This is a genomic window from Odoribacter splanchnicus DSM 20712 (genome assembly GCF_000190535.1).
GTDB classification, from domain to species: Bacteria; Bacteroidota; Bacteroidia; order Bacteroidales; family Marinifilaceae; genus Odoribacter; species Odoribacter splanchnicus.
Genome location: NC_015160.1, coordinates 1,783,554 through 1,807,887 on the forward strand (window position 1 = coordinate 1,783,554; position 24,334 = coordinate 1,807,887).

At 48.7% G+C, this 24,334-nt stretch carries 20 protein-coding genes; all 20 read right to left on the minus strand.

Translation table 11 applies throughout. The features are described from left to right. Positions 1 to 165 precede the first annotated feature (165 nt). The 20 genes from ODOSP_RS07520 to ODOSP_RS07610 all read right to left on the minus strand — a co-directional run bounded on the left by ODOSP_RS07520 (position 166) and on the right by ODOSP_RS07610 (position 24,332). Positions 166 to 1,335, minus strand: a complete 1,170-nt coding sequence (locus ODOSP_RS07520; protein WP_147349922.1) for a hypothetical protein — start codon at positions 1,333 to 1,335, stop codon at positions 166 to 168. After that, a complete protein-coding gene (locus ODOSP_RS19890) occupies positions 1,332 to 1,493 on the minus strand; it encodes a hypothetical protein (RefSeq protein ID WP_157741834.1) in 162 nt (53 codons plus the stop codon). Before ODOSP_RS19890 ends, ODOSP_RS07520 begins: the two co-directional genes overlap by 4 nt. Positions 1,494 to 1,501: 8 nt before the next feature. After that, positions 1,502 to 2,164, minus strand: coding sequence for a hypothetical protein (locus tag ODOSP_RS20200; protein ID WP_049782852.1), 663 nt, complete (start codon positions 2,162 to 2,164; stop codon positions 1,502 to 1,504). After that, entirely contained in the window at positions 2,136 to 2,669 is a 534-nt protein-coding gene (locus tag ODOSP_RS20205; RefSeq protein ID WP_049782853.1) for a hypothetical protein, read from the minus strand. Before ODOSP_RS20205 ends, ODOSP_RS20200 begins: the two co-directional genes overlap by 29 nt. 127 nt (positions 2,670 to 2,796) lie before the next feature. Further along, positions 2,797 to 4,143, minus strand: coding sequence for an ATP-binding protein (locus tag ODOSP_RS07530; RefSeq protein ID WP_013611754.1), 1,347 nt, complete (start codon positions 4,141 to 4,143; stop codon positions 2,797 to 2,799). Positions 4,144 to 5,357: 1,214 nt separating this feature from the next. Beyond that, positions 5,358 to 5,816, minus strand: a complete 459-nt coding sequence (locus tag ODOSP_RS07540; RefSeq protein WP_013611756.1) for a DUF4304 domain-containing protein — start codon at positions 5,814 to 5,816, stop codon at positions 5,358 to 5,360. Between the two features lies 1 nt (position 5,817). Further along, positions 5,818 to 10,479, minus strand: a complete 4,662-nt coding sequence (locus ODOSP_RS07545) for a DUF6443 domain-containing protein (RefSeq protein WP_013611757.1) — start codon at positions 10,477 to 10,479, stop codon at positions 5,818 to 5,820. A gap of 12 nt (positions 10,480 to 10,491) precedes the next feature. Then, the gene (locus ODOSP_RS07550) at positions 10,492 to 14,352 is read right to left on the minus strand and encodes a hypothetical protein (RefSeq protein ID WP_013611758.1); all 3,861 of its coding nucleotides are present in this window, start codon (positions 14,350 to 14,352) and stop codon (positions 10,492 to 10,494) included. 13 nt (positions 14,353 to 14,365) lie between these two features. Next, the gene (locus ODOSP_RS07555; RefSeq protein ID WP_013611759.1) at positions 14,366 to 14,833 is read right to left on the minus strand and encodes a hypothetical protein; all 468 of its coding nucleotides are present in this window, start codon (positions 14,831 to 14,833) and stop codon (positions 14,366 to 14,368) included. Beyond that, complete coding sequence (locus tag ODOSP_RS07560; RefSeq protein ID WP_013611760.1) at positions 14,830 to 15,219, minus strand: hypothetical protein; 390 nt, start codon at positions 15,217 to 15,219, stop codon at positions 14,830 to 14,832. The genes ODOSP_RS07555 and ODOSP_RS07560 overlap by 4 nt, the downstream gene beginning before the upstream one ends. Then, on the minus strand, positions 15,216 to 15,716 hold the full coding sequence (locus ODOSP_RS07565; RefSeq protein ID WP_013611761.1) for a hypothetical protein: 501 nt from the start codon (positions 15,714 to 15,716) through the stop codon (positions 15,216 to 15,218). Before ODOSP_RS07565 ends, ODOSP_RS07560 begins: the two co-directional genes overlap by 4 nt. Next, positions 15,703 to 16,713 (minus strand): hypothetical protein, encoded by a 1,011-nt coding sequence (locus ODOSP_RS07570; RefSeq protein WP_013611762.1) that lies wholly within the window; start codon positions 16,711 to 16,713, stop codon positions 15,703 to 15,705. Before ODOSP_RS07570 ends, ODOSP_RS07565 begins: the two co-directional genes overlap by 14 nt. Next, positions 16,713 to 18,599 (minus strand): type II secretion system protein GspD, encoded by a 1,887-nt coding sequence (locus ODOSP_RS07575; protein WP_013611763.1) that lies wholly within the window; start codon positions 18,597 to 18,599, stop codon positions 16,713 to 16,715. Before ODOSP_RS07575 ends, ODOSP_RS07570 begins: the two co-directional genes overlap by 1 nt. Further along, the gene (locus tag ODOSP_RS07580; RefSeq protein WP_013611764.1) at positions 18,596 to 19,969 is read right to left on the minus strand and encodes a GspE/PulE family protein; all 1,374 of its coding nucleotides are present in this window, start codon (positions 19,967 to 19,969) and stop codon (positions 18,596 to 18,598) included. The genes ODOSP_RS07575 and ODOSP_RS07580 overlap by 4 nt, the downstream gene beginning before the upstream one ends. Further along, the gene (locus tag ODOSP_RS07585) at positions 19,959 to 20,414 is read right to left on the minus strand and encodes a hypothetical protein (RefSeq protein WP_013611765.1); all 456 of its coding nucleotides are present in this window, start codon (positions 20,412 to 20,414) and stop codon (positions 19,959 to 19,961) included. The genes ODOSP_RS07580 and ODOSP_RS07585 overlap by 11 nt, the downstream gene beginning before the upstream one ends. Before the next feature lie 5 nt (positions 20,415 to 20,419). After that, on the minus strand, positions 20,420 to 20,830 hold the full coding sequence (locus tag ODOSP_RS07590) for a type IV pilin protein (RefSeq protein WP_013611766.1): 411 nt from the start codon (positions 20,828 to 20,830) through the stop codon (positions 20,420 to 20,422). 106 nt (positions 20,831 to 20,936) lie between these two features. Next, a complete protein-coding gene (locus ODOSP_RS07595; RefSeq protein ID WP_013611767.1) occupies positions 20,937 to 21,611 on the minus strand; it encodes a response regulator transcription factor in 675 nt (224 codons plus the stop codon). A 334-nt stretch (positions 21,612 to 21,945) separates the two neighbouring features. Next, a complete protein-coding gene (locus tag ODOSP_RS07600; protein WP_013611769.1) occupies positions 21,946 to 22,311 on the minus strand; it encodes a hypothetical protein in 366 nt (121 codons plus the stop codon). Positions 22,312 to 22,339: 28 nt separating this feature from the next. Next, a complete protein-coding gene (locus tag ODOSP_RS07605; RefSeq protein WP_013611770.1) occupies positions 22,340 to 23,485 on the minus strand; it encodes a FecR family protein in 1,146 nt (381 codons plus the stop codon). A 223-nt stretch (positions 23,486 to 23,708) separates the two neighbouring features. Beyond that, entirely contained in the window at positions 23,709 to 24,332 is a 624-nt protein-coding gene (locus tag ODOSP_RS07610; protein ID WP_013611771.1) for an RNA polymerase sigma factor, read from the minus strand. Positions 24,333 to 24,334 lie beyond the last annotated feature (2 nt).

Here is a 24,334-nt window from a genome sequence, read left to right on the forward strand (position 1 = left end):
GGAGCCATTCCCGGACCGTCCGATCATCCGTCGGTCCTCTGTTAAATCTTCACTTAAACCGCCTGTATCAACGTTTTTTCAGCATAATCAAATTCTCCGTCTTTAAACATTTTCCTATTTTTATCATCCCCTTAAAGCAAAACAAACCTTTTCCTGTCCTCACTGTTAAACTTTATCCCGATCGCATAACCCAAGTTTAAACCAAATTAAACCTGTGTACATTTCGTTTTTCTTTCCCCAATCACTCCTGAACCTCTCAAACTCCTTGTATTTACAGGCTTTCCGCTCACATTCTCTCTCAAGTTTTTTATGTACAATTTGATATCCCCCCCTTATTTGGTCTCGCAAACGTACACCACCACCTAATTTGTTAGTAAACATCTGCTGACATTTCTGATAACTCTTATTGAATAAACGATAAAACTTGCGCCAACTCATAACGGATATTTCTTTACCGGCTTTGCTGGCTTTATCCGATTGTGTTTGTTTATATAGTTCACTCTTGAAATCTTCCCAAGTTTCAATGCCACTAAAACCACCACCGTTTGATATAATGAAATTAATTATTGACTCTATCGTGTCGTTCGGATCGTCAACATTAGCAAACAGCAAGTCAAGACATTCCTTATCTTCATCCGTTTCAAATAAATACTTATACTGCAATGCATTCCCCGCTTCAATCCGAGTCTTTATAATGTCTTCTTTCTCATAAGTGTAAGAAGTAAGGTCTTTTGAGTACGGATAAAAGTATTTTACCTGTTTGAATGGCTCAAACTCTAACTCCAGCAAATCATAGATTGGCTTTATCTGCTTAAGTTCATCCTTGCGAGTGTTCTTTTGGTCTATCTTTAACAAATCTGTCCCTTTCACGTTCATCATAATGAATGCAACAGACTCTTTCTCATCTTTGGCTGCATAATCTTGAATTGCTTTCATTAGGAACATAGCATATGAGGTCTTAGAAGCCAAACCGGATATTCCTGATATATTCAAGTGAGCGCCCTCCGGTCCAATAAGAAAATGTGAATTGAAAAATACGGGAAGCCTCTGCTTATTCACACCTTCATACATCTCGATATATCCAGCCGGCAGTTTATGTTTTACATTATTCAAACCAAGTGCTTCCATTATCTCATCGCGTTCAGCAAGATATACCTTTTTACCTTCCTGAACAGGGATGTAGATATTCCTCGTGTTACCAACTACCTTACACTTCACATAGTTCATACCGATACGCTCTGTGTATGAGGTTGATTCCACCTGTCCGAAATCGCTTGAGATATAGCCTGCTAATGCGCTTGGAGAATCTGTCATATGAGAGATTTCCTCAATCACTCCAAATGTCTTTTTGGCTCACCATTTACATCCTTCACATACTCAACGACAACAACATCAAAAGGTTTTAATTTCAAATCCTTTCGAGTCCAGAAAGTAAACTCTTCTATCGTTGAAGGCTGTTTCTCTGTTGCTATAATTTTACCAATCGCTTCCATTATCTCGCTTAAAATAAATTGATGAAACTTATATCGCTCTTAAATCGACTTTTACAATAACATTCTGTCATATAAACCGGATAGAGATGATTTGCCCATCGAGCATCATTGCCATAACAAACAGGATTACGTTCATTTATGATGTTCGCAGTAATCATATCTATCTCATCGGATTCCAGTCCATTTTCCGCCTCTTTACCAGTCATAAGCATTTTCTCAATTTTTAAGATGCCAGAATACGGCGTTGCAGTGTATTTACGTTCGCGAATCCTGACGTACCAAATAGCAAAATTCACATTACCCCATTCTTCTCCCGGCTTCCACATAAAAGCAGGTGTCCGATGGAATAACGGCAGTTTTGCAATCTGTCCTGCACTACTCTGGTTCTTATTGTCCTTCATCAAATTGGGATTAAATCGTTTTGACACTCCTACAACATGCCGGTAGTTATTACGAATACGTGCCAATTCTTTATAATCCCCTGTCTTCATCGGTTTATATTGTATCGATCCGTCTTTGACGAGATAGTGATCGTGTGTCAGCAAATGTTTGCTCATCATTTCTGCTACAATCCGCTTCTCGCATTCTATCATCTCATCTTGGATGCGAGCGATGCCTTTGTTCTCAAGAGTTTCATTACCTTCAATCTTCGTTAAAAAGTACCTTTCCAAACTTATTTCCGGAACCTTCAATAAAAGGTAATTCGTTTAGTTTGTTGCACAGATTATTAAAATACACTCCGTTATCAACACCTTCATCGTTAGCTGTTATCGGTAAACAGACCACCGGATATGCTTCCTCGAAAACTTTACCGAAACTTTGGAATGTATTATCATCATTCATCTCTCTGCCACAGCAGGAAACGGAAATCTGTCCACTGACAATTGGAAAAACCTTTTTATCATACTGTATATCATCAACCTTATAGACTCGGCGCGAACCATCAAGAAAGAATTTGAATAATGGAGGCACAGACCTCATCTTTTCAGCCAAGGGACACATGTCTCTCATATGAGGGTCATGTATACTCTCTGCAAATTCTTTCATATTGATATATGAGTCTTCTTTCGCCTCGTACTCGATATTCGGGGGCAACATATTGTCATAGCAATACTTGAACGATGCAAAGCATTCGCCTTGCGTTTCCTTAGCTATATAATCTAACAATTTGCCCATAACTCAATACGTTATTGAATATAATGTTTATGACACAACAATTATCCTAATTTATATATTAGCGAGTACAAATCTCCGTTTTGCATATTTGTCGCTTTGCGATCAAGCACTCTTAATTTTGTTAAAATCACAAGAACATTGTCATATACACAGGTATATAGTCAATCCCTTGCTCCCGTTTCAGGTCTTTGGTGTAGATAACATACTTGTTCTGCACGCGATCGGAGAACTTATCACAGAAAACATCCATCGAGGTATGCGATTTATAACCGGATGACTTCACTTCAATCGGCGATATTTTATGTTCGTCTGCTATCAAGAAATCTATTTCATAGTATTTCTTTCCATCCGGGGTCGGTATCGTATGATAAAACAATTGCTTGCCGGCAGACCTCAACATCTGGGCTATAACATTCTCATAGACATAGCCTAAATTAGCGCTGAGTTTGTCGTTCAGCAGTTTTTCATAAATAATGTTGTCCGTAAAGTCCTTGTCCTTGAAAGCCAGTGTTACAAACATTCCGGTATCGGACGCATATATCTTAAAGCGTTCATTATCCATCGTAAGAGCCAATCCAACATTCGGGTCATTGGAATGATATGCAACATTGGCAGACATGAAATTATTCATCATTTTGACTATGCCTGCAACCCGCTCTGCTCTTTCGCCGGGTATAGCCGATGCTATTTGATACCGCGAAGCATTCTTACTCAACTGCGCAGGTATGGCATCGTACAATGCGGTAGCTCTGCCCGAATCATCCAACTTCCAAAAATCTTCTTCGTACAACGAGACAATATCCCGCTTTACTAAATCTACCGCTCCTAGATTATTCGTCTTGATATATTCTGCTACGGCTTTAGGCATACCCCCAACCAGCATATATAAGCGGAAATCGCGCATCATTCTCCGATGAACGGCATCGCCTAACGGTATTCGTTTTTCAAATGCCGTGCGCAGCAACGGTATCGTGGCGGTATCGCCCAACGCCCATCGAAATTCCTCATAGTCCATAGGAAACATATCGATCCGTGTCTCCTCGCTCGGCAGCAGGATATCCTGACTGCTCTTGTGGACGGTAATGAGAGAGCCGGTCTCGATATAGTCGTATCGACGGTCTTTAACCAAATGTTTGATAGCCTGACGAGCCAAAGGAGCCTTTTGTATCTCATCGAATATGATTGCCGACTTGCGCTCAATCAACTGCACCCGATAGATAAGTTGCAGCCGAAGAAAAATATAGTTCAAGTCTGATATATCATTAAAAAGCTCCTGCACTTCTGCCGGTGCAATGGCGAAGTCGATGAGAATGTAGGACTCATACTCATTTCGGGCAAACTCTTCTGCAACTGTGGACTTTCCGATTCGTCTTGCTCCTTGTATGAGAATTGCGGATTCTCCGTTCCGCTCCCTCTTCCATTTGAGCAATCGGTCGTACATCTTACGCTTGAACAATATAGCATCTTTCTCCATAACCGTTGATATATAGCACAAATATAATGCTTATGTCGGTATCCGCCAAATGTTTTGCGCGTATTTTGTCAATTTGCGCCAGATGTTTTATATCTATTCTGACAATTTCCGCCGTTTTTAACTTTGCAATAGCATATTCCATCAAATTGCCGCGTGTTTAGGGTAAAATTATAGTGGCTATTCTTACCCCCCCACAGCTACCTACGTCTTAACAATACATAAATACATTCGAGCTATCGCATAATTCAGTTATCGTCATGCTTGTTTGAGTGTCAGTCGTCAAGTAATCTTTTAGAACGTAACACTCTTAATTTTTTTCTGCTATAATTAGCCGAAATTGTTTAAACATACCGACAGCTTTGCTTAATTTCTCTTACAAATATACACTTTTCCTTAGAAATAAATCTTACAATTCTACACTTTTTCGTCTTTCAGTGTCAACTTTATCCCCGTATTCATGCATCGGATTACACGTCCGAGGTCGTCATAGTACAGCGTGGTGGTCTGCCACGTGTCGCTGCCCAGGATACGCGTTTTGGTCACGGTAAGCTGGCCCGTGACCAAAGGGTGATACGCCGTGGCATAGCCTGGGGTCGCCGCAAAGGCATGCGGCGTTACCGTCGGGGAGGCCGTGTAGCTGTCGTAAAGGCTGTATTGCAAGGCTGGCCGTGTGCCGGAAGAAAGATAGTCCCGGCTGGCTCCGGCCCCCACGACCATATACGTACGGCTGTATCAGGTCGCTGCGCACTATAATCAAACGAATTACCTTTTTATTGGTTTGTTAAGATTAATAAGCATACCGATTACCGGTATTGGATAGGTTTTGCAATGCGTTGTAACGACGAAGATTTTTTACAAATTATCAGAACGTGATGAACCATCTTTAAGGACATACTTCCGACGAAAAATAAAAAGGACGCCCAAGAATACAGTTGGGCATCTTTAGGGTGACACTTGAAAAGTTTCCGGTATTGCTAAATATATATAATTAGCCAGTTATATACATATTTACAACTATAAACGTACATTTGGGGTAAACATGTGTACAAACACCATTTTTAATGTAGTGTGAAAAGAACTTACCCAAGAATTCGAATAATATCGAATCCTTGGGCAAGACCTTAATAATTAAAAACAGATTTAACAATCTCTATTCTCCTAAGAAAAAGTCATACTTCTATTCTTAATTTGAATAATTACCGAATAAAGATATTTTACTTCTTACTCAACCGTAATATTTCATTCTTAACAGCGGAAGGTATAAATATATCTCCATATTCAGGCAATTTGGATAAATCCGAAAGCGAAAGCAATTTAGGAAGTAAAGGAGCTAAGAAATTTTTAAAGAAATATTCCAATCTTTCTTTACGATACTCGTCTTCCATATCTTCTTCAAGATCAAAAATATCATTGTATTCGGACGGTTGCCGTCCAAAACAATTTCCCATATACTTTTTGGCCAAATCCTTACTTTTTACATAATGATTACCGAAAGCACCCTGAACAAAACTCTTTATATTGAGTTCATAATAATTTCCAAAATAGGACTTCTGAAGCTCCAAAACAACGATACACTCCGGACTCTCCAGGAACCAGGCCCCGTATGCCTGTTCAAAATCATAAAGGCGAGCCACATCATTAAATAACTGTTTAAATTTCTTATTATCCATCATTTCAATAAGTTTCTAAAATCATCGTCCATGTATACTCCTTAAATTCGGGCACTAATTTTAGTTCTCGTTTATAATCATGTAATTGCTTTATACCACGTTTTATTGAACGGGGATTAAAAGGTTTCAGTTCATAAATGATTTTATTTTCTATATCTAAAAAATCTATCCGTCTTTTGCTTGGCAAAACATATTCCTTAACTCCATTTGCTCCCAGTTTATAAAGGCTATGCATTTGTCTGCCTTGTTTCAAACTAGACTTTGTAAATGAAAAAACAGCATTTTTTCCTAAACCCGGCGTTGGAGCTACTCCTGCAATCGGTTGCAATCCGGTAATCCTTCCCTCTCTGTTTACCTCCCAGGTTGCAATACCATCAAAATATTTATCACGACCACTTATGCCGGTATAATAGCCCAAATTTCCCCAAAAACCCTGAACAGGCTGAGCGTAAGCAAAACCACCCTCATAACCAAAAGTCTCGATCCGAGGGATTATACGCGCATCGAACGATAAACCGATCCGGACTGCTTCACCATTCACAACATCACCATAAGAAGTATAATATTTCCCAGTGATGTCATTATATGTCAGATCTCCTGTAAAATCTGCATCCGTAGCATGATGCCAGCCATAAAAATTATGACTCTCGAAACCGTATTTCAAGGAGTTCATAAACGCTCCGATCAATGCAGGATCATTTGTACTCCAGTAATCCTTTCCGTCCGGATCCACATTCAGTAAAGGATTGTTCCCACTGAAATGATAAGGACTGCGGGAAAGATTATTTTCCGCTTCGGGGTCTGCACTGAACCAACGCCCCAACCCCGTATCGTACATCCGCGCGCCGTAATCCAGATAGCCCAGTTCCCCCGTCGTCTGCAACTCCTTCCCGTTGTATTTCCAACGGTTCGTGCTTTGCGCGTAGTCGCTCCGTATATGACGGGCCCCGAAAGGATAGTAGTCGTTACACTCCTTTACCGTTCCCGCACCGTCCACAATCACCCGTACGCTACCCAAATGGTCAGTCAGGAAATAATTCACCTCCTGCGTGCCGTTGTCGTTCAAACGGATAACGCCATCGCCGAATAACGCTTCGCTCAATTGTAAGCTACCGCCGCTTTTTCTGTATATCAAAGAACCCACATACTCGAAGCCGTCCGAACCGCTGCCGTTACATACTCCTAACTTCGTACCGTCGGCAAGCCACGTATAAGCAGCTGTCACCGTACTCCCCGTCCGGACTTCACTCACCAAATTTAAAAAATTATAATCAAATAGCAAAGCACGACGACTGTCATTTTGAAGGTTACCGTTCGCATCGTAGCTGTAACTGCCGGATTCGGCGTTTCCCGGGGCGTAGATATCGTTCGAAGGAGCGGTACGCACACTTTCCGACAGGCCGGTCAATTGGTTGCCGGTATAAGTATACGCCAGGTTGTCCACCACGCTACCGCCGGCCGTGCGCTGTAAGGTCAGCAGATTCCCGTTACGGTCGTACGTCAGGCCTTTCTCCACGTAATCGCCGGACAGGGCAGACCATGTATTACCGTTTTTCTGTTTTTGCACGGCACCCGTGAAGCGGTTCAGACCGTCATACGTTAAACCATACATCATGGCGGCGTTCGTCCCATGCTGCCATTCCCATTCGCTAAGGCTGCCGTTCCAACGGGCTCCGCTTCCGCCTTCAGGGGTTGCGTAACGAAGACACATTCGGAAAGGGGTGCTTTCTTTGCCTGTCAGCCAACCACGCACGTTGTAGGTCAGGCTCTCGTCTGTACTGCCGTAACGCTTGCCGGTCAGGCGGCCTAAGGCGTCGTAGTTGTAGGTCAGGGTTGCTGCCGTTCCTCCGTTAAGACTGACGCTCTGCGTCAGCAAACGCCCCTGGGCATCGTAGGTGTTCACACTCTCCAGCACATCGGCGCTGCCGCCTGTCTTGCCGTGGCTTTCACGCTGATGCGTGAGGTTGCCGGTGAAGTCGTACTGCATGTCGGTGCGGCTCAAGCCGCCCAAGCGGTTGTCGCCCACCGTCTGGATTACACGTCCGAGATCGTCATAGTACAGCGTGGTGGTCTGCCAGGTGTCGCTGCCCAAGATTCGCGTTTTCGTTGCAGTCAGACAGCCGGTTACTAAAGGGTGATAAGCCGAAGCGTAGGCCGGGGTCGCCGCAAAGGCATGCGGCGTTACCGTCGGGGAGGCCGTGTAGCTGTCGTAAAGGCAATATTGCAAGGCCGTACGTGTGCCGGAAGGAAGGTAATCCAGGCTGGCTCCGGCTTCGCTGCGTAGTTGGGTGGCTGTCTTTCCGGCAAGTACCACCTCGCCGGTTTCGGTCGCACGGTTCCGGCTGTCGTAGAGGGTGTAGCTCCAGCGGTTGCCGCTCCGCTGGTTGCCGTCCTGGCTAAGCACCGCACGGTCTTTCCCGTCGTAGACGTAGTATACGGGATCCACGCCCGGCAACCGTTTTTCGATCAGAAGGCCGCGGGGGTCGTAGTCGTAGCGGTAGGCATAGCGGTTCAGGACGGTGGTGTCCGTTCCCGCTCCCAAACGGTGGCTCGCCTCGGGCGGCAGGACCCAACGCACCCGGCCCAGGGCATCGTATACGCTGTAGGTTTCCAAACGGTCGGTTCCGTTCAGGCTTACCGTCAGGACGGTTTTCCCCCCGTTGTCCGTAAAGCTTTCTGTCACCAGGCCGTCTTCGTCCGTCACCGTGGTCTTTTCCAAACGGCCCGCCGCATAATAACCGCTGCGTACCAGACCGCCGTCCGACGACACCCGGTAAAGACGCACTTCATCCGCGCCGTTGTAGCCGTAGGCCGTTGTGACTCCTTTGCCGGCAGCATGCCAGGCCGAGCCCGGGCCTGTCTGTTTCGTCACCCGGTTCGACGGGCTCCCGTCGTATTCCGTCACGCTGAAGGCATACGATTGTTCGGACGCTCCGTAGACGCTCCAGTTGGACGCTGCGGAAAAGCCGGCGTCGAAATTCCCCAGGTTGCCCAAGCCCGCATAGGGAAGGAAGGATTTTTCCACCCGGCCCCCCCGGCCGTATACGTACGGCTGTATCAGGTCGCTGCCGCCGTCGGGGCTGCCGCTCACCTGCACGTCCTGCAAGGGACGCCCCAGGCCGTCCGAGTAACGGACGCTTTCGCGCCACGTGTCACCGCTTGCGGTGAGGTAGGTGCGGGCGACCGTATAGCTGTGCGACGGACTGTAACCGACCGTCGTGTTCAGGCAGACTTCAGCACTGCCGCTCATCGCGACGTAGTAGTCCTGCAAACCCGCCTCTATCCGGTAAACGCCGGGCGATGATACGCTGAAACGAAGCGCCGAACCCGTTCCGGAAAGCGTGGACACCACCGTGTTGCCACACAACAAACGGTACGTCAGCCCCGGTTCCGAACCGCTCAGCGTGATTTCCACAGGGCGGCTGTTGGTCTGAACACCACCGCCGCCGGTCGTATAGCGCGTAATCGCTGGCCAGACACCCACGCTGCCGTTCATCCACGCCTCGTGGCCGTCGTACGCAGCCTGTATACGGTAGTGGCCGTATGACGTCAGACCGGTAAAGGTGCCGCCCTTATGTCTGGCTACCAAACTGTCGTTGCAATAAAGACTGTAGGATACCAAGGGCTGTACGGCATCCAGACTGACTGTCGCCGTGCTGCCGGATGCGATCTCGCCGCCGCCACGAACGTCAGCGACACGCAGCATCCCTCCATTCGGCTGAACCAACTCCAGAATGCCGTAAGTGGCCTGTGTGTCGAGAACAAAACGCGATTCCAAATCCGTATCACTCAGATTAGGCCCGGCTACAACTATAAACTTCCCGGTATTCGTCCCGGTCTGGCCGCAAGCAAACAGAAAAGAAGAATTCCAATAGCTGGACTCGCCACTGCAACAGGAAACCGCAACTTCCTGCAACAGGGGAATTATCTCACTCGCGGAACCGGTAAAAGAAAAAGGTATTTCAGCATGCCCGCCATCCGGAGGTATGACAACGGGATTAGGGTTCACAAGAGAAAGACGGCCTCCGAAAACCGGGGATTCGTTGAGCTTAACGCTCCCGTTCATCGATCGGGATACTTCCCCACGGACTGCACGGACCGTGTAAGTACCCGCATTCGTTGCCCGAAAAGTCAACGCACCTCCCGTGCCGGATAGGGTACTCACTTTTATACCTCCACGAAGCAGTTCATAGTCGACCCCTTCTTCCGAACCGTTCAAAGTCAGTTTCACGATACGGCCGGGATAATAACATGAACAGTCTCCGCCAAGGGTGTATTCCCGGGGAATAATGCCCGGCGGATATTGATGGATTTCCAAATAACCGTTGCTCAACAAGGAAGGAAAAACGCAACGGCGCATGTCACTACCCTGATTCGGTTGTACCTCGAAAACAAAAAATCCTTCCAGGTCCGAAGACGATTTCATCTCAAAATCAACCGCAAACAGCCACATGTAAGAACGGGCTTCCAACCAATCATTTATCTGAAATATTGCCTCCCTGGCATCGAAGGTACGGTCCACACGGGCACGCATTAAAAAATAGTATTCATCACCGTCCAGCTCGATCACATGACCGTTGTCCGAAAGGTCCAGGCGCGGAAAATTCTGCCCCTGCGAGGTCAGGGTAAGCACCACGAAACAGAGAAATAAAAATACGGATTTCATAACAGTTACTATTTAAGGGTTTACGACATGATGTTCATAGGACTCCAATAACCGGTCATGCTGATCCCGGACACGGAGCAAACGGCCGGCCGCATCGTATTCGTTCACCTCCATCCGTCCGGTCTGATCGAAAGTACAGAAAACCGTACCGTCGGCATTGTAGGAAGTAGCCTGAAAAGATGCGCCGGCAGGCACGAGTGCCAAATAGTGCAACCCACTATCCAAAGAAGACAGAGATACCCGGACACAACTTACCCCCCCGAAGGAAGAAAGGTCGATGTCAAACCGCTGTAATGAATAACCGGAAGTGGATACAATTTGCCCGCTACCCGCAGTCACGCCACCGCTATGATATACGTTCCACGAAAGATCTGTATTCTTCGACTTGCATATGGCATACAGGCACAGACGGTCCGTACCGGCTGCGGGATACACAGCCAATGCCGAATCTGAATCCTCATAGTCCGATACAATTTCTCCTAAGGCCAGAAAAAAAGGATCAGAAAGAAGGTCTCTATAAACGGTCAGTACAATCCCATTCACAGCCGTATAAAGGGGGAAATCTTCATCCTTAGGAGCCCACTGTTCAAGTATATCGGCGCAGATAGACAGAAACTGAGTAAAATCATTTTCATGCGCCTTCACACTATCGCACAGGGCAGGCAGTTCCCCGTAAGCATCGGTACGGTTGCAGCCGACAATTTCGATCAACCGGCAGAACAGATCCTGAGGCGAAGAAGAGAGATACTGCCGGAAAGAAACAGCGTCCTCCGGTACCGCAAGCAGCGCTGCGTGAAATCTTTTATAGCCAACATGACAGTGTAACAGAAGGTTGAGCGGAAACTCTCTCTCACTGAAATGCCCTGAATAAGAATGCAAATCCATGGCCGTAATCTCCGTACTACCGACCGATGCCACCTCCAGGAGCGCGGCGTCGGCATACCGGTCATGGCAAAAGGCGGTTTCCGATGTTCGGTTGCGACAGTCCGACGGCAGACAAAGATCCCCGGTCCAGCGGTAATCGTTCTCCTCTTCCAAGGTATAATTCGACCGACCGTAGGTGAAAAGCGTGGGGGCCTGTATATTCATCTGATAGGCGGGAGGCTGCTGAGGCGCGTAACTGTAGCGGGCTTTCACCCCTACCCCCTGGCGCATATTCCCGGCAACCGTCGCATAAACGTTTACCGTCTCCGTTAGCAGGCTATCGTTTTTCAAGTAAGCCTGTTTTACCGGCAGCGATAACATGTTGGCCGCCACCAGACGGGCTATGGAGGTATCGGCCGCAACATTCATTTCCGTCACCCGCGTTGTCGCCTCCGTATAGCGCTCCCCGCACGCATCCGTCCGAACCACACGGGTAGGACGAACACTTCCCGCAGGATTGTCGTAAAAATATTCTGTTGTACAAAACAATTCGCCATCCGAATCCGGAGAAGCATAACGGTATTCCTTTTGGGATTTCAGCAGCGTCTTGCCACCGTAATAAAGCGTATAAGCTACATTCGAAGGCTGCCGGGTAGTACGGGGCTGAATATTGGGGAGATACACGTCATAATAAGGACTCAGGGAATAACCGACGGAACCGTCCCGATAAATCAGTACCGTTTGCTGGCTACGGTAATAATTCTCCAAATATTCGGCATCCATGTAATTTTCGTCAGCCTTCAATTGAGGGCATACCCCCGTATAGCCGAAACCGGCCGGGCAGGCGGAAAAATAACTTGCATTGAGATTCAGGTCAAAATCGGAAAAAAACATTGAAAAATCCGTTTCATAGTGATTATGCACGGAGCGCAGCAAATGTCCTTCCTCGTCGTATTCCGACACGGATAACGGCAGACCTGCCAACCAGAAAGGATAGTATTGCGCATAAACGGGAACCAGAAAACAGAAAGGCACATGAAACGCATACGACTTTTTACCCCGACCGGGACGTATTTCTTCCACCTGCCGGTAGTAAAGCCCGTTATTGCCGGTATTCAGAAAAGCAAGTCCTTTGAATTTCATCCTCGAATGCTCCAAACGATCGGAAAAACCGCTGTATTGCAAAACTTCCACATTCGTGATTTCCGGATACATCGGTATGCCGGGAAGAGGATAACGGTACAGGACCGTATCGCCCGAAGCGGAAACACCATCGTGATAAACCAGCGATTTAAGCCGGAGTCCGCCGTAGGACATCGAATCCGTCAGGGAACCGGAACCCGGATACAGATAGGGAATACTTCTGTTCGGTTCATAATCTAGCTGTATTTTACCACCATCGGATAAAGTTATCGACTTTAACGATGAAATCCGGATATATTCGGCGTCACCTAAAACCCAATACGGAACATCGGAATCACTACTGTTCCCATAATAGCCCCATACATCCGTAGTGGCATAACTGCCGGAAGGAGTGGCATAATATTCGAAATTCAGCGTACGTACCCTCGTGCTGTCGCACCCCGTAAAAGAAAGACGGTTCAAATGGTCATAATTTTCCAGCTCCACACCGGAAAAACGCGTTCCCGAAACCGAACCCGATTGCAATGATGTCAAACGGCAATTATAACCGTATGACTTGTAACCGAAACGCAAAACGTTGTTTCCGCAGACAATCCGTTCCAATAAGGGACTGCGGACGGTAAGCGCCATACCGTTACCTACTTCCCGCTCCGACACTTCCTCCACCTGCCGGAGACTCTCTGTAAGATAACCTTTAGCTGTCCGGAACCACGATGCGGCCATCTGAGCATTATGAGAGGATTCAGCGGAATAAGTGTTGTACAACTGATTCAATATATTGATCAATTCGTTGGAGGCCGAAGAGATGTTCCGGAAATCCGCCAATTGTCCCATCACACGGAAATTATTGCTGATGGCCTGAGCCCCCTGTTCGAAATTCGGATTTCTCACCCACTGACCCGCCCGGTCAAATTCGTAAAGCGAATTATTCACCTGCATTTCTATAGAGTAATTATTCAAATACCCCAGGGCTTGGGAGATGGCCGTATTAAAATCTGCCCGGTAAGGTCCGAAGTCGAAAGTATGTTCCAGCAGTTTCCGGCCATAAACATAGCGGGTCGTATAACCGGAGTAAAAATGGCTGAGCAGGATATCGTCCTGTTGCCCGCTTTGCCAGACATCCGCTAAATAATGATAAACTAAAGGCGAACCATTCACCGGTTCGATCCGGCTCAGATACCACGATGAGACATAGCTCTTATCGCGCAAGCCGTTAAAGCTGACGGCCTCCTCTTTTACAATGTCCGCGCTCCACTCTTTCTGCCGGTATATGTAACGGTTACCCTCTTCGTCGGTCACCGTCCAGCCGTCGATGGTATAGAGTCCGTTTTGTTCGCATTCGATCCGCACATTCGTCCGTTCCAAAGGAAGGGCGCAAATCCGGTTAGCGGCATCCAGGCCGAGCATAAAATGAACCGACTGGCCATTGAAGACAGCAGTAAAAATGTCCGATTCCCCGTCACGCTGATGACGGTTGACACGTTTTGCATCCTCAGTCAAAGGGACTGCATCCGACTGTCGCAGGTAATACAGGTAACCGTAAAAACTCGTTTCGTCGGCAATTCCCCCGCGGATAGTACGGGTCACCACTCCGCCTGTATTCAGCGTCCAGTTATAGCCGATTAATCCGGGTCTGTCTTCCGTCTTTACCCCCTTGGCCGTATAGTCCAAACTCACAGGCAGGGAGAAACCTCCGTCGCCCAAGGTATACAGGGGTACCTTGTAATGGAAAATCCCCGTAGCATAATCCACTGTAGTGTTCTTGTCGTCCAGGTAGCCCTGGGCCTGCTGGCCGGGCGCAATGTCCTGGGCCGAGGTGATTGTCACGAAGCCCATAAAGAACCATAAAAAACACATCTTTTTCATAAGCGCACATTTTTTAGTTTAACATAAGTGTATAATTCCGGCCGGCTTTACACACCACCACGGAGTCCGCATAGATCTTACCGACCGTATATCCGTCTACCGTTCCTTTGTCCCAGACCGGCACGCTCCCGTCGGGATATTCGAACAGCAGAAACTCTTTTTTCCCTTTCCGGATGATCCCGGACAAACGGAAAGCAGGAGGCTCTTCCGGAGAGGGAGAGGTTTGCACAGGCCGGGAAACCGGTACCGACTTTATTGCCGGACACTCCGGTTCCGGCAGGACTTCGACGAAAGGGTCGCGATAATTCAACCGTAACGTGTCCTTTCCTACCGGATCAACCGGGGAAGGCGGCGAATATGCGGGAGCGACCGCTTTCCCCTCGCCGGTATAGCGTACCAACCGCCAGAGAATCCCTCCCCAAAGCCCTGCCGCCAATACGATAAGCACGGCCACGGTTTTCCGGTTTTGCAAGCCGTTCATGGTTCCTCCGCCAAAGGTGAAACAATCAGCAGGCGAACGGCATATTCCCCTGCCCAGGCTGAGTTTTCGGCCCGTATTCCCCAAGTGTATACTCCCGGCTGAAAAGCATACTCATAACGGCACCCCGCCACCAACGTATCCAACAGGCAGGCTTCGGGCCGGCAGAAATCCGGAGTCGCTATCCGCAGGCGGTAAGCCGTCGCCCCTTCCAACGGTTCCCACAAAAACAACTGCCGCGCCACCACGGTAGTCACACTGTCACCGGGAGCGAGCAGCCGGACCGGACAGCCCGTCAGGTCGGTCTCGAAAACATCGTCACACCCTGACAGGAGCAACACTCCTCCCGCCAGGATTCCCATCCAGGTTTTCATTCGTTTCATTTTCATTCCTCCGTAATTTGTTGTATCCATAAAGTCAATTGCAATTGCTTTTCCCGACGGCGGACATCGGTATGCAACCGGAAGCGGGCAGCCACCGGCCTCATCGCTTCCCCTTCCCGTTCCAAAGCGGCCAACACCTCCAACATCGGCAGGAAACCGCCGGCCAAGGTGAATTCGGCCGTGTAAAGTTTCCACCCCCGCTCCTCTCCGCTCAGCCAAGGCGTATAACCGAGCACCGTCACACCACGCCCCTCACCCCATTGCCGTACCCGCTCCAACAAACGGCCGTCACGCAACAAAGCTTCCTTTTTCAAGCGGACAGCCAAGGTGTCGCCCGATGTTTCACGACACTGCCGCAGCTCCCGCAACACCGCTTCGTTCTGCCTGTAAGACCGCCACAGGGCGACAGGCTTCCTCCAACCGCCGAACCAGACCGCTAAAGGCAGACCGAAAAGCAAGGCTGCCAAACCGATTTTCCCATACCGATAATTATTCCGTTCCATGTCCCTGTTCTTTATCTGCCCGCCATACGATACTGATGCGGAAGGTGAAATCCGCCTTTTCCGTCCTACGGTCCAATCTTTCGAGCGTCACCCGCCATGAACGGCCTGCCCCGGACAGTTTTTCCGTAAACAAAGCCACATCGGCCGGCTCCCGGGTATACCCCTCCACCATCACACACCCTTCTTTTAAAACCAAAGGCTTACCCGCCTCCACCCGCCGTTCGGGAGGATTTGCCTCCAACCGGACAAGGGTGACACCCCGAGGCACTGCGGCGGCAATCCGGTCGAACAGCGGAGCCAAACGCCCGCCTCCGGTCAGCATCCGCGACATTCTCCCGGCCCTCTCCTCGTCGTCCCGACGCAACTGGATCTTCCGTTGCCATAACGACAGTTCCTCCTCCTGCTGCAAAACCTGCCGCCGTAAAGCGGTCTGCAAAGGATAAGCGATTCCCGACAGGACCAAGGCCGCCAAGAGTACAGGCCACTTCAAGCGTTTCAGCAAAAGGGCCGCTATCACCTGCTGCTCTTTCTTGCCCTTGCGCCAATATTTCCATGTCTGCCAATGCCGGTAAGTTTGCTCTACCCACGCTTCCAAATCCAGCACACCGGCAACTGCCGACAAGGAAATTCCGGCCATCGCCCATCCCTCCTGTTCCCACTTTTCCAACCACGATACAACTTCCACCCTACGCACAAACACCAACAGACGCTTTTCCCCTACCTCTTTCCATTCCCACAGGAATTCATCTCCTGCCGTCACCCTTCCGGCCCAATCCGTCTTCCCGGTACAATCCTTCGCAATCACCCCGTACCCGGTGAACAATACCAATACCGGCCATCGCCCCGGTTGTATGCCGTCGGCCCGCTCGAGGCATACCTTTTTCCTCTTCCAGTATCCCCGGTAATACACGACATCCGGGTCGGCCTCCTTTTTCAAAGTGACGACCACCACCGCAAAACGGTTCAACAGGCTCCGTAATCCATTGCTCGGTTTCATCAGAATATCACGGTCGGTTTGATAAATATGCTCAACTTCTCATCCACCTTATTGTCTGTGGATACACCGAACAACCATTTCAACACCGGAATCCGGGCAATCAGCGGCAAACCGCTGGAACCTTTCTCGCGGGTATTGCGGTCGATGCCGCCCAACAGCACCATATCCTCGTTGTCCACCCGGATCCGGGATTTAAAACTGCGGGTAGCCGTCCCCGGCGGGGCGTCCTTCTCTTCACGGGCGGTAAATTCGCTCTGTTCGATTTCGATCGTCAGGGTGATTTTTCCGTCACTGCTGACATAAGGGACGATTTTCAGGCTTAAATCGGCCTCCGTACTCTTCCAGGTATAGGATTCGGACTGAATGGGATTCTGCGTGCCCATGATGTTATTCTGCACCTCTTTGTAATAACGGGTTTCCCCGCTCTTTAAGCTCGCCTCATGACCGTTCAGGGTAGACAATTTGGGAGTGGAGCGCAATTCCAATGTCCCCGCCTCTTCCAATGCCTTCAAGGTGAGATAAAAGTTGGGCGTCACTTTTCCCAGATTCACACTGCCGAAACCGTTAAAACTGTGAATCAACCGGTTGACCGACGCCGCGGATAAAGTAAAATCCACCCCGGGACTAAGCCTTCCGGCCGTCTTTACCGGTTTTTCTCCCAAACCGGCCGTTATCCCTGCTTCCCGAAGGCTGCTTTTCTTCGAATCGACAATCAGCACTTCAATGGTAATCAGTGGCACCGTCCGGTCAATCGCTCCGACAAACTGCCGGAGCGAGGCAATCTGCCGGCTGGTGCCCGAAACGATAAGGCTGTTCTGTTCGGCAAAAGCACCGATTTGCATATCGGCCTTCAAGGCTTCGGGTATAAGCTCGGGAACATTCTCCACCGTCCGGTAGCGCAACGGAATGACAGCCGTGGTACGCAAGATTTTCTGCTGTTCCTGAGCCCCGAAAAGATAAACGCCGTTCTCTTCCCGGAAAAGAAAAGGCGTCCCCGCAAACAGCACATGGAAAAGCGAAGGAATATCGACATCGCGGACATACAAGGAAACCTGCCGGTTAAGCGGCGCAAGGAACATCCGGTCGAGATTCGCCTGCCGGCATACTTCGGTGACAATATCCTGAATACTTCCCCGTTGAATCGAAACGGTAGCTTTGCCCGTACTGTCCACCCGGACCTGGTCGGCAGTAAAAAAGTGCCGGGGCTGGAAAGATACCGTCTTGTCCTGTGCCCCTGCCTCTCCTGCCAGCAAATGCCAGTATTTTCCATCCCGGCGCTCCGCCGTCAGACCGTTCGACACCGCCAACGCCTCTATCGCCTCACTGACCGGTAATCCGTTGATAAATCCCGACACCTGCCGGCCATACAAGTTTTGGGGAATGACAATCTTTTCACCGGTAAGCCGGGCAATCTCACGCACCGCTTCCACCAATCCCTCCCCCTGCAAATCATACGACAATTCCCGCTTCAGGCTATCGTATCCGACTTTTATCACAGGAGGCGGGGAAGGCAAAGGCAGCGGGTCGCTCACAGAAACAATATTTCCGACCACCTCGATTTCCAACCGATATTCCCGGCAGAGATACGCAAGCAAATCCACGACCCGGACCCGGTTAAAATGGCAGGTCACCAACGGATGTTCAGCGGTTTTTACACACAAGTTCACCCCGTTGGTTTTGGCCACATTCCGCAACAATTCCCCCAAGGGCAACCTACCCGCGGAAAGGTCTATCTCCGTCCCATACGCCGGGTCGGCCAGGAGCAACGAATCCAATCGCCGGCCGATTGTTTCCAATCTCAGCGAATCCTGCGGAGGCCGGGCATTTACGGTTGTCGCCGTCATCCAGACAAGCAACAACGCAGCAAACCATTTTTTTCTGTTCATAAGCATTCGTTTAATAAAGGCAACACTTCTTCGTAGGAGGTCAGGCCTTGTTCCACCAATTCAAGAGCCGACGCACGCAACGTACGGATTCCCAATCGTTCCGGATCGACCGCAACCTCCTCTGTCCGCCGGATAGCGGAAGCCAACCGGTCATCTACGGGCAACACCTCATATATGGCTTTCCGTCCGGCATATCCCGTATCGTAACAAGCCTCACAGCCTACAGCCCGAAAGCCGTGCCGGTCATCCCGGGGAACTTTGCAATGCGGACACAACAGCCGCACCAACCGTTGGGCTACACACAAAACAAGGGTATCGGCAAGCAGATAAGGATGTACCCCCATATCCGTCAACCGCGACACACATCCCCAGGCGCTGTTGGTATGGATAGTCGAAAAGATCAGATGTCCTGTCAAGGCACTGCGAATCGCCATCTGTGCCGTATCGGCGTCCCGGATTTCTCCCAACATGACGATATCGGGATCCTGCCGCAGGAATGTCCGCAAAGCCGCCGAAAAAGTCAGTCCGATATCTTCCCTCAACTGCACCTGATTTACCCCTTCCAAAGTATATTCCACCGGGTCTTCTATAGTGAGGATATTCCGGGTCGTCTCATTCAGCAAGCGGAGGGTGGCATATAAGGTGGTGCTCTTCCCCGATCCCGTAGGCCCGCAAATCAACACCAATCCATGCGGCTTACGGACCGCCCCTAAGTAATCCCTCAACTGACGCGTATCGAACCCTAAGTTGTCCAATTCCAGCAATTCGGCATGGCGGGTCAGCAGACGCAACACCACCTTTTCTCCGTGGATAACCGGCAACACGGAAACCCGCACATCGAAACGGGCTTCGTCGTGGTGATAAAAAATACGGCCATCCTGCGGCAGACGCTTTTCGGAAATATCCAGGTTCGCCAGAATCTTAATCTGATTGACCACCGATGCGTAGTTTCCTTTCTCGATGACATGCCGCTCGATGAGCTGCCCGTCGATACGGAAACGCACCCGGCAAATATGCTCGTAGGGTTCGAAATGAATGTCGCTGGCATAATTCCGGTAAGCATCATCGATCAAATCGTACAGGAAACCGGAATGTCCTGCGACAAACTGTTTCGTTGCCTCTCTCCCGGTTTTCCGATAGCAGCGATGAATCAACCGGCGGAACTCTTCCGGTGCCATCGGCTCGACAACAAGGGTGTTTCCGGTCAATACTTCCAGTTCCTCCATCACCTGCGTATAATCACGGCCTTCTTCTCCGTAACAAACCAATACCTTGCCGCGAAAAGCACAGGGTATCACCCGGTATTCCCAGGCCTCAGCCGCCGAAAGCCGGTCCAGGACCTCCGTCGCAATACATCGTTCAGTATCCATACATCCGAAAAAATAAAACAGGTAAATAACAAATTCCTATCATGCTGACCAACGGAATGGTAGCAGAATGATTTTTCCCCGATATCAACCAATATATCAGCGATATGCCGAACGACACCAACAGAAAAACCAAAAACAGCCGCAAAGCAAAAACCGGCAGGAAACACACCAAAAAAGCCACATCCCCTTTTCCAATCCACCCTGTCCGGACACCCTTCCTACCCGGCCGAAGCCACCGGAACCAAATGCCGGTACCCACTCCCCAAACAGCCAACAGCAGGAAATTTTCCAATACTCTTTCCGCAAAAACCGCCGTACCCGACTCCGCTATACAGATGCCCCATTGAATGCCGCCGAATGCCAATAGGGCCGGCACCCCCACCTGCCGTTCCCGGAAATCCGACCGGATCAGTACCAACAGAGGCCACAATAAAAGCACTTCCATCGCCGTCAGTCTTTGGTGATTTCCTTTAACTCCTTGTCCTGGTCGATTTCCCAGACATTGTATACTCCATCGCCGTCAAAGTCTACGACAGCCGTGGCCGTAGCCCGGAATCCCCGTTCGTCGGCCGATACAATTTCAATGCGGTAATTGGCATTTCCTCCTTCCGTCACCAAGCGGGCATGCTCGAAACCGACTTCTTCCAACGAAGCGGAATAACGCGACCGGATATAGAAATAACTCTTTTCCAGCGTATGCAGGAAAACCAGCTGCTGTTGCGCTTCCATACTTTTGGCCTTGGAAATCAACGGCATCAGATTAGGCAAAGCAATCAGCACCAGAATGCCGATGATCACCAACACGACTAATAATTCAGGCAAGGAAAAGGCCTGCCATTTCCGTTTCAGAACCGTATTCATATCATTCAGTTTTTATCTTTCACAATGTAAATACAATCCTTCGGATAAGTATTGGCATTCCAATGGCATTCCAATGGCATTCCGATGGCAATCTATTGCCCTATTGTTAAAAAACATCCAGGTCTTCAAGCATATACCCGCGCTTGTATACATTCGTAATCGTCAAACCCGAATCTTCTCCCAATATATGGCGCAACCGTCCTATACATTTACACAAATAAGTCTTCGTATCGGCATTGTATTCAAACCAATAGATTCCGATCAACTCCTCGTAAGCAACCACTTTCCCTTTATTCCGGGCTAAAAGTTCGAGTACCCGGAATTCACATTCACTCAGGAGCAATGACCCGTTAGGCAGAAACAGCCGCTGTGAGGCAACGGCCAAATGTACCTGCCTGTTCAATACATATTCTTTTTCTACCTGCCAGCCGGCATAGCGAAACCAAGCCTGTAAATAAGCTTTCAGTTCACGGGAAGTAAAATGAGTGATGTAATTGTCGGCTCCTTCGCCGAGAGCCATTTCAATCTCCTCATCCGCCATGGGGTGTCCTTTTACAAAAATGACCGTTTTCCGGTCCTCCAGGCGGATCCGCCGTAAAATCCGGTACAAACCGTCATAATTATTCTCCAATACGATGGCTTTTGTCTGCCCGGAATCATAATACAGGAAAGCATCGGCATTGGTTTTCACTACTTCTACCTTGTAGTTCCCTATTTTCACGACTTTCAGAATCTCTTCCGCGATTACCGCTCTTTTCTCGACAATGATAATTTTTTCCATACAGTTCATTGTTAATAATTAGTTTTTTATTACAACTATTAACATTAACTATGATAAATGAGTTTTACAAATTTCAAAGCGAAATAAATCAGGTAACTATACACCATTTTACTGTCATATTCTTTCACAATATCATCTCTGCTGAAACAAAATATTCGGAAGAGCAATTCAAAAACTAAAAAAAAGCCGGAGAACTTTTTCATCTCCGGCTTGGGGGCTTTCGGCTTTAAAATAAAATCCCAGGTTTATGAGGAGTTCCGCCGGTTGAAGGAAAGCCTTAACGGACCGGTCTAACGGTATAAAAACCGGAATCGGAATAGAAAGAAAAATAAACCTACTTTACAGACTTCAACGGACTGAGGAGATAATCGATATATTCCTTCATTTGTGTACCTACAGTAGTATTGGGTTGGGCATCTTTGGCGATACGGGCTGCTGCGCGGGCTTTTGCTTCGTCACCGACCACGACGTAAGCGAGTACGCGCATCTCGGCAGCATTCCAGGGATTACTCTCACTGATGAAACGCTCTGTCCATTCCGTCAGGACAGGACGACGCCCCTCAGCAGAGAGCTGTCCTTCCTGCAATTGGTCGAACAGAGTATAGAGCACGGGGACCACAAACCACAGGTCATGCCCCCTATAGCGGCTCATCATTTCTCCGGCCCGACGAAAACCGTCGGCATAATCTCTAACGCTCAAACTGCGAACTTAGATGAAACACTATGTTCTATTGCTTTTTTATCAAAACTGTCTTTCCCGATATTTCAAAAGCCACACCTGTTGTCTTTGCAATCATACCGAGAATTTCATCCAGCGTCTGATCGCGGCGGGCAATACCGGTAAAAGGATGATCATGAAACTCTGCGGCTTCGAAAATGAATCCGATATCATACCAACGCGCCAGTTGCCGCATGATATCTGCCAAAGGCATCCGTTCATATTCAAATATGCCGTTTACCCAAGAAGTATAAAGCGAAACATCTACTTGCCGCGTATCCAACTGTTGCGTCCTGACATCGAGCACCGCTTGCTGGCCCGGTTTTAAACGGACACTTGCATTCCCATGCCTGAATTCTACAGCTCCCCGCACCAAGGTTGTCAGTACCTGCTGTTCTTCCGGATAGGTATTCAGATTGAAAGCCGTACCTAAAACCGTCACCCGGCTATCTCCGGCTTCTACGACAAAAGGATGCTCTGCATCGGCCTGCACATCGAAATACAATTCACCGCTGGCATATACAACCCGCTCACGGCCAGTAAACCGGGTAGGAAAACGCAGTTCGGAAGCGGAATTAATCCACACCTGCGAGCCATCGGGAAGACGGAAGCGATACTCTCCGCCACGGGGCACCCGTATGGTATGGTAATGTACTACCGTATCCTCCTCCTGTTGCCTGTATTGCAATCCCGACAAGGTATCGTGTACAATCACTGTTCCATCGGAAACAGTAATGCTGTCGGTCAACAATCCGTCCAAAGCGATCGCCTCCCCGTCTGCCAATAATAAGGTAGCTTTTGTAGTACCCGGCGTTATCTCCCCAGTAGCGACAACCGGTGGCAGGCCGATCGGTCTCCACAAAATTACCCCTACTCCTAAAAATAAAACAATAGCAGCCGCTATACCGGCAGCAATCGTCCGCCTTATTCTCCTGCGCCTGTTCCGCATTCCCGACAGAGCCTTCTGTAAACGTTCCCAGGCCTCCGCAGATGTCTCCACTTCGAGCATTTTCAATACCGTCTCCATCTGCCGGACATCTGTAAATAACCGTTTCACCTCCCCGTCATTTTCCAGACGGTCACGAAAAACCTTTGCCTCCGGTTCGGTCAAAGTCCCTGCACTATAATCCGCTATCCATTCGTATATGGTTTTCATTTTTTCTAATTTTTTATTATATTCCAAAAAATTTAAAATAGGTGACAAAAAACAGAAAAAAAATTCACCAAACAGGAAGAAGATAGGGTGAAGACAGGCAATACAAACGTTACACCTCCTATTCATAGCCTATTTACTCCTTATTCCCGACGTATGTATATAGGGTGTGAATAGGAGATGAATAAGGGTTAATCCCTAACCTGATGCTTTTTACACCGGCCAATCACCTGCAATAGGTGGCATTGACGGTGCCGACCCGGCAAGCCGAATAGTCGGAAAAGACAGCAAAAAACAAGAAATAAAATTTTTGTGCTCCCAAAGTTTGCCGTAATTTTTGTAAAGCACGAATATAATGGGTCTTCACAGTATTGACGGAGATATTCATTTCGGCGGCAACGGTTTTGTAAGACTTTCCATTAAAAATAATATCGGTAATCACCCGACGGGGATGCTTAGGAAGCTGTCCGATCGCAATATGCAGCTCGGCACGGATGCGTTCCTGCCGTTCCGCCGTTTCTCCCAACACTTCATCCAAAAAACTTTCACAGGATATTTCTATATCTTCAAAATAGCGTTTTCCGGCCTCCCTCATGGTTTTAAGTGCCGCTTTATTCACCGCCCCGAAAAGATAGGCTTCCAAAGACCCCGAAAACTTCCGTCCCCTCCAATTCTGCCACAAAGAAATAAACACCGCCTGCACGATGTCTTCGGCATCTTCGCGGCTGACCAAATAACGCATACAATAAGCACAAAGAAGCCGATGATAACTACGGAATAAAATGCCCGTCGCTTCTTCGTCGCCTTTCGCCAATAAACGGATAATATTTTTTTCCTGTTCTTCTGCCATCG

What these genes read in the sequence shown, in the direction of transcription:
- ODOSP_RS19890 (WP_157741834.1), bottom strand. Translation starts at nt 1,493, where the DNA reads ATGGAAGCGATTGGTAAAATTATAGCAACAGAGAAACAGCCTTCAACG.
- ODOSP_RS20205 (WP_049782853.1), bottom strand. Translation starts at nt 2,669, where the DNA reads ATGGGCAAATTGTTAGATTATATAGCTAAGGAAACGCAAGGCGAATGC.
- ODOSP_RS07530 (WP_013611754.1), bottom strand. Translation starts at nt 4,143, where the DNA reads ATGGAGAAAGATGCTATATTGTTCAAGCGTAAGATGTACGACCGATTG.
- ODOSP_RS07540 (WP_013611756.1), bottom strand. Translation starts at nt 5,816, where the DNA reads ATGATGGATAATAAGAAATTTAAACAGTTATTTAATGATGTGGCTCGC.
- ODOSP_RS07545 (WP_013611757.1), bottom strand. Translation starts at nt 10,479, where the DNA reads ATGAAATCCGTATTTTTATTTCTCTGTTTCGTGGTGCTTACCCTGACC.
- ODOSP_RS07550 (WP_013611758.1), bottom strand. Translation starts at nt 14,352, where the DNA reads ATGAAAAAGATGTGTTTTTTATGGTTCTTTATGGGCTTCGTGACAATC.
- ODOSP_RS07555 (WP_013611759.1), bottom strand. Translation starts at nt 14,833, where the DNA reads ATGAACGGCTTGCAAAACCGGAAAACCGTGGCCGTGCTTATCGTATTG.
- ODOSP_RS07560 (WP_013611760.1), bottom strand. Translation starts at nt 15,219, where the DNA reads ATGAAAATGAAACGAATGAAAACCTGGATGGGAATCCTGGCGGGAGGA.
- ODOSP_RS07565 (WP_013611761.1), bottom strand. Translation starts at nt 15,716, where the DNA reads ATGGAACGGAATAATTATCGGTATGGGAAAATCGGTTTGGCAGCCTTG.
- ODOSP_RS07570 (WP_013611762.1), bottom strand. Translation starts at nt 16,713, where the DNA reads ATGAAACCGAGCAATGGATTACGGAGCCTGTTGAACCGTTTTGCGGTG.
- ODOSP_RS07575 (WP_013611763.1), bottom strand. Translation starts at nt 18,599, where the DNA reads ATGAACAGAAAAAAATGGTTTGCTGCGTTGTTGCTTGTCTGGATGACG.
- ODOSP_RS07580 (WP_013611764.1), bottom strand. Translation starts at nt 19,969, where the DNA reads ATGGATACTGAACGATGTATTGCGACGGAGGTCCTGGACCGGCTTTCG.
- ODOSP_RS07585 (WP_013611765.1), bottom strand. Translation starts at nt 20,414, where the DNA reads ATGGAAGTGCTTTTATTGTGGCCTCTGTTGGTACTGATCCGGTCGGAT.
- ODOSP_RS07590 (WP_013611766.1), bottom strand. Translation starts at nt 20,830, where the DNA reads ATGAATACGGTTCTGAAACGGAAATGGCAGGCCTTTTCCTTGCCTGAA.
- ODOSP_RS07595 (WP_013611767.1), bottom strand. Translation starts at nt 21,611, where the DNA reads ATGGAAAAAATTATCATTGTCGAGAAAAGAGCGGTAATCGCGGAAGAG.
- ODOSP_RS07605 (WP_013611770.1), bottom strand. Translation starts at nt 23,485, where the DNA reads ATGAAAACCATATACGAATGGATAGCGGATTATAGTGCAGGGACTTTG.
- ODOSP_RS07610 (WP_013611771.1), bottom strand. Translation starts at nt 24,332, where the DNA reads ATGGCAGAAGAACAGGAAAAAAATATTATCCGTTTATTGGCGAAAGGC.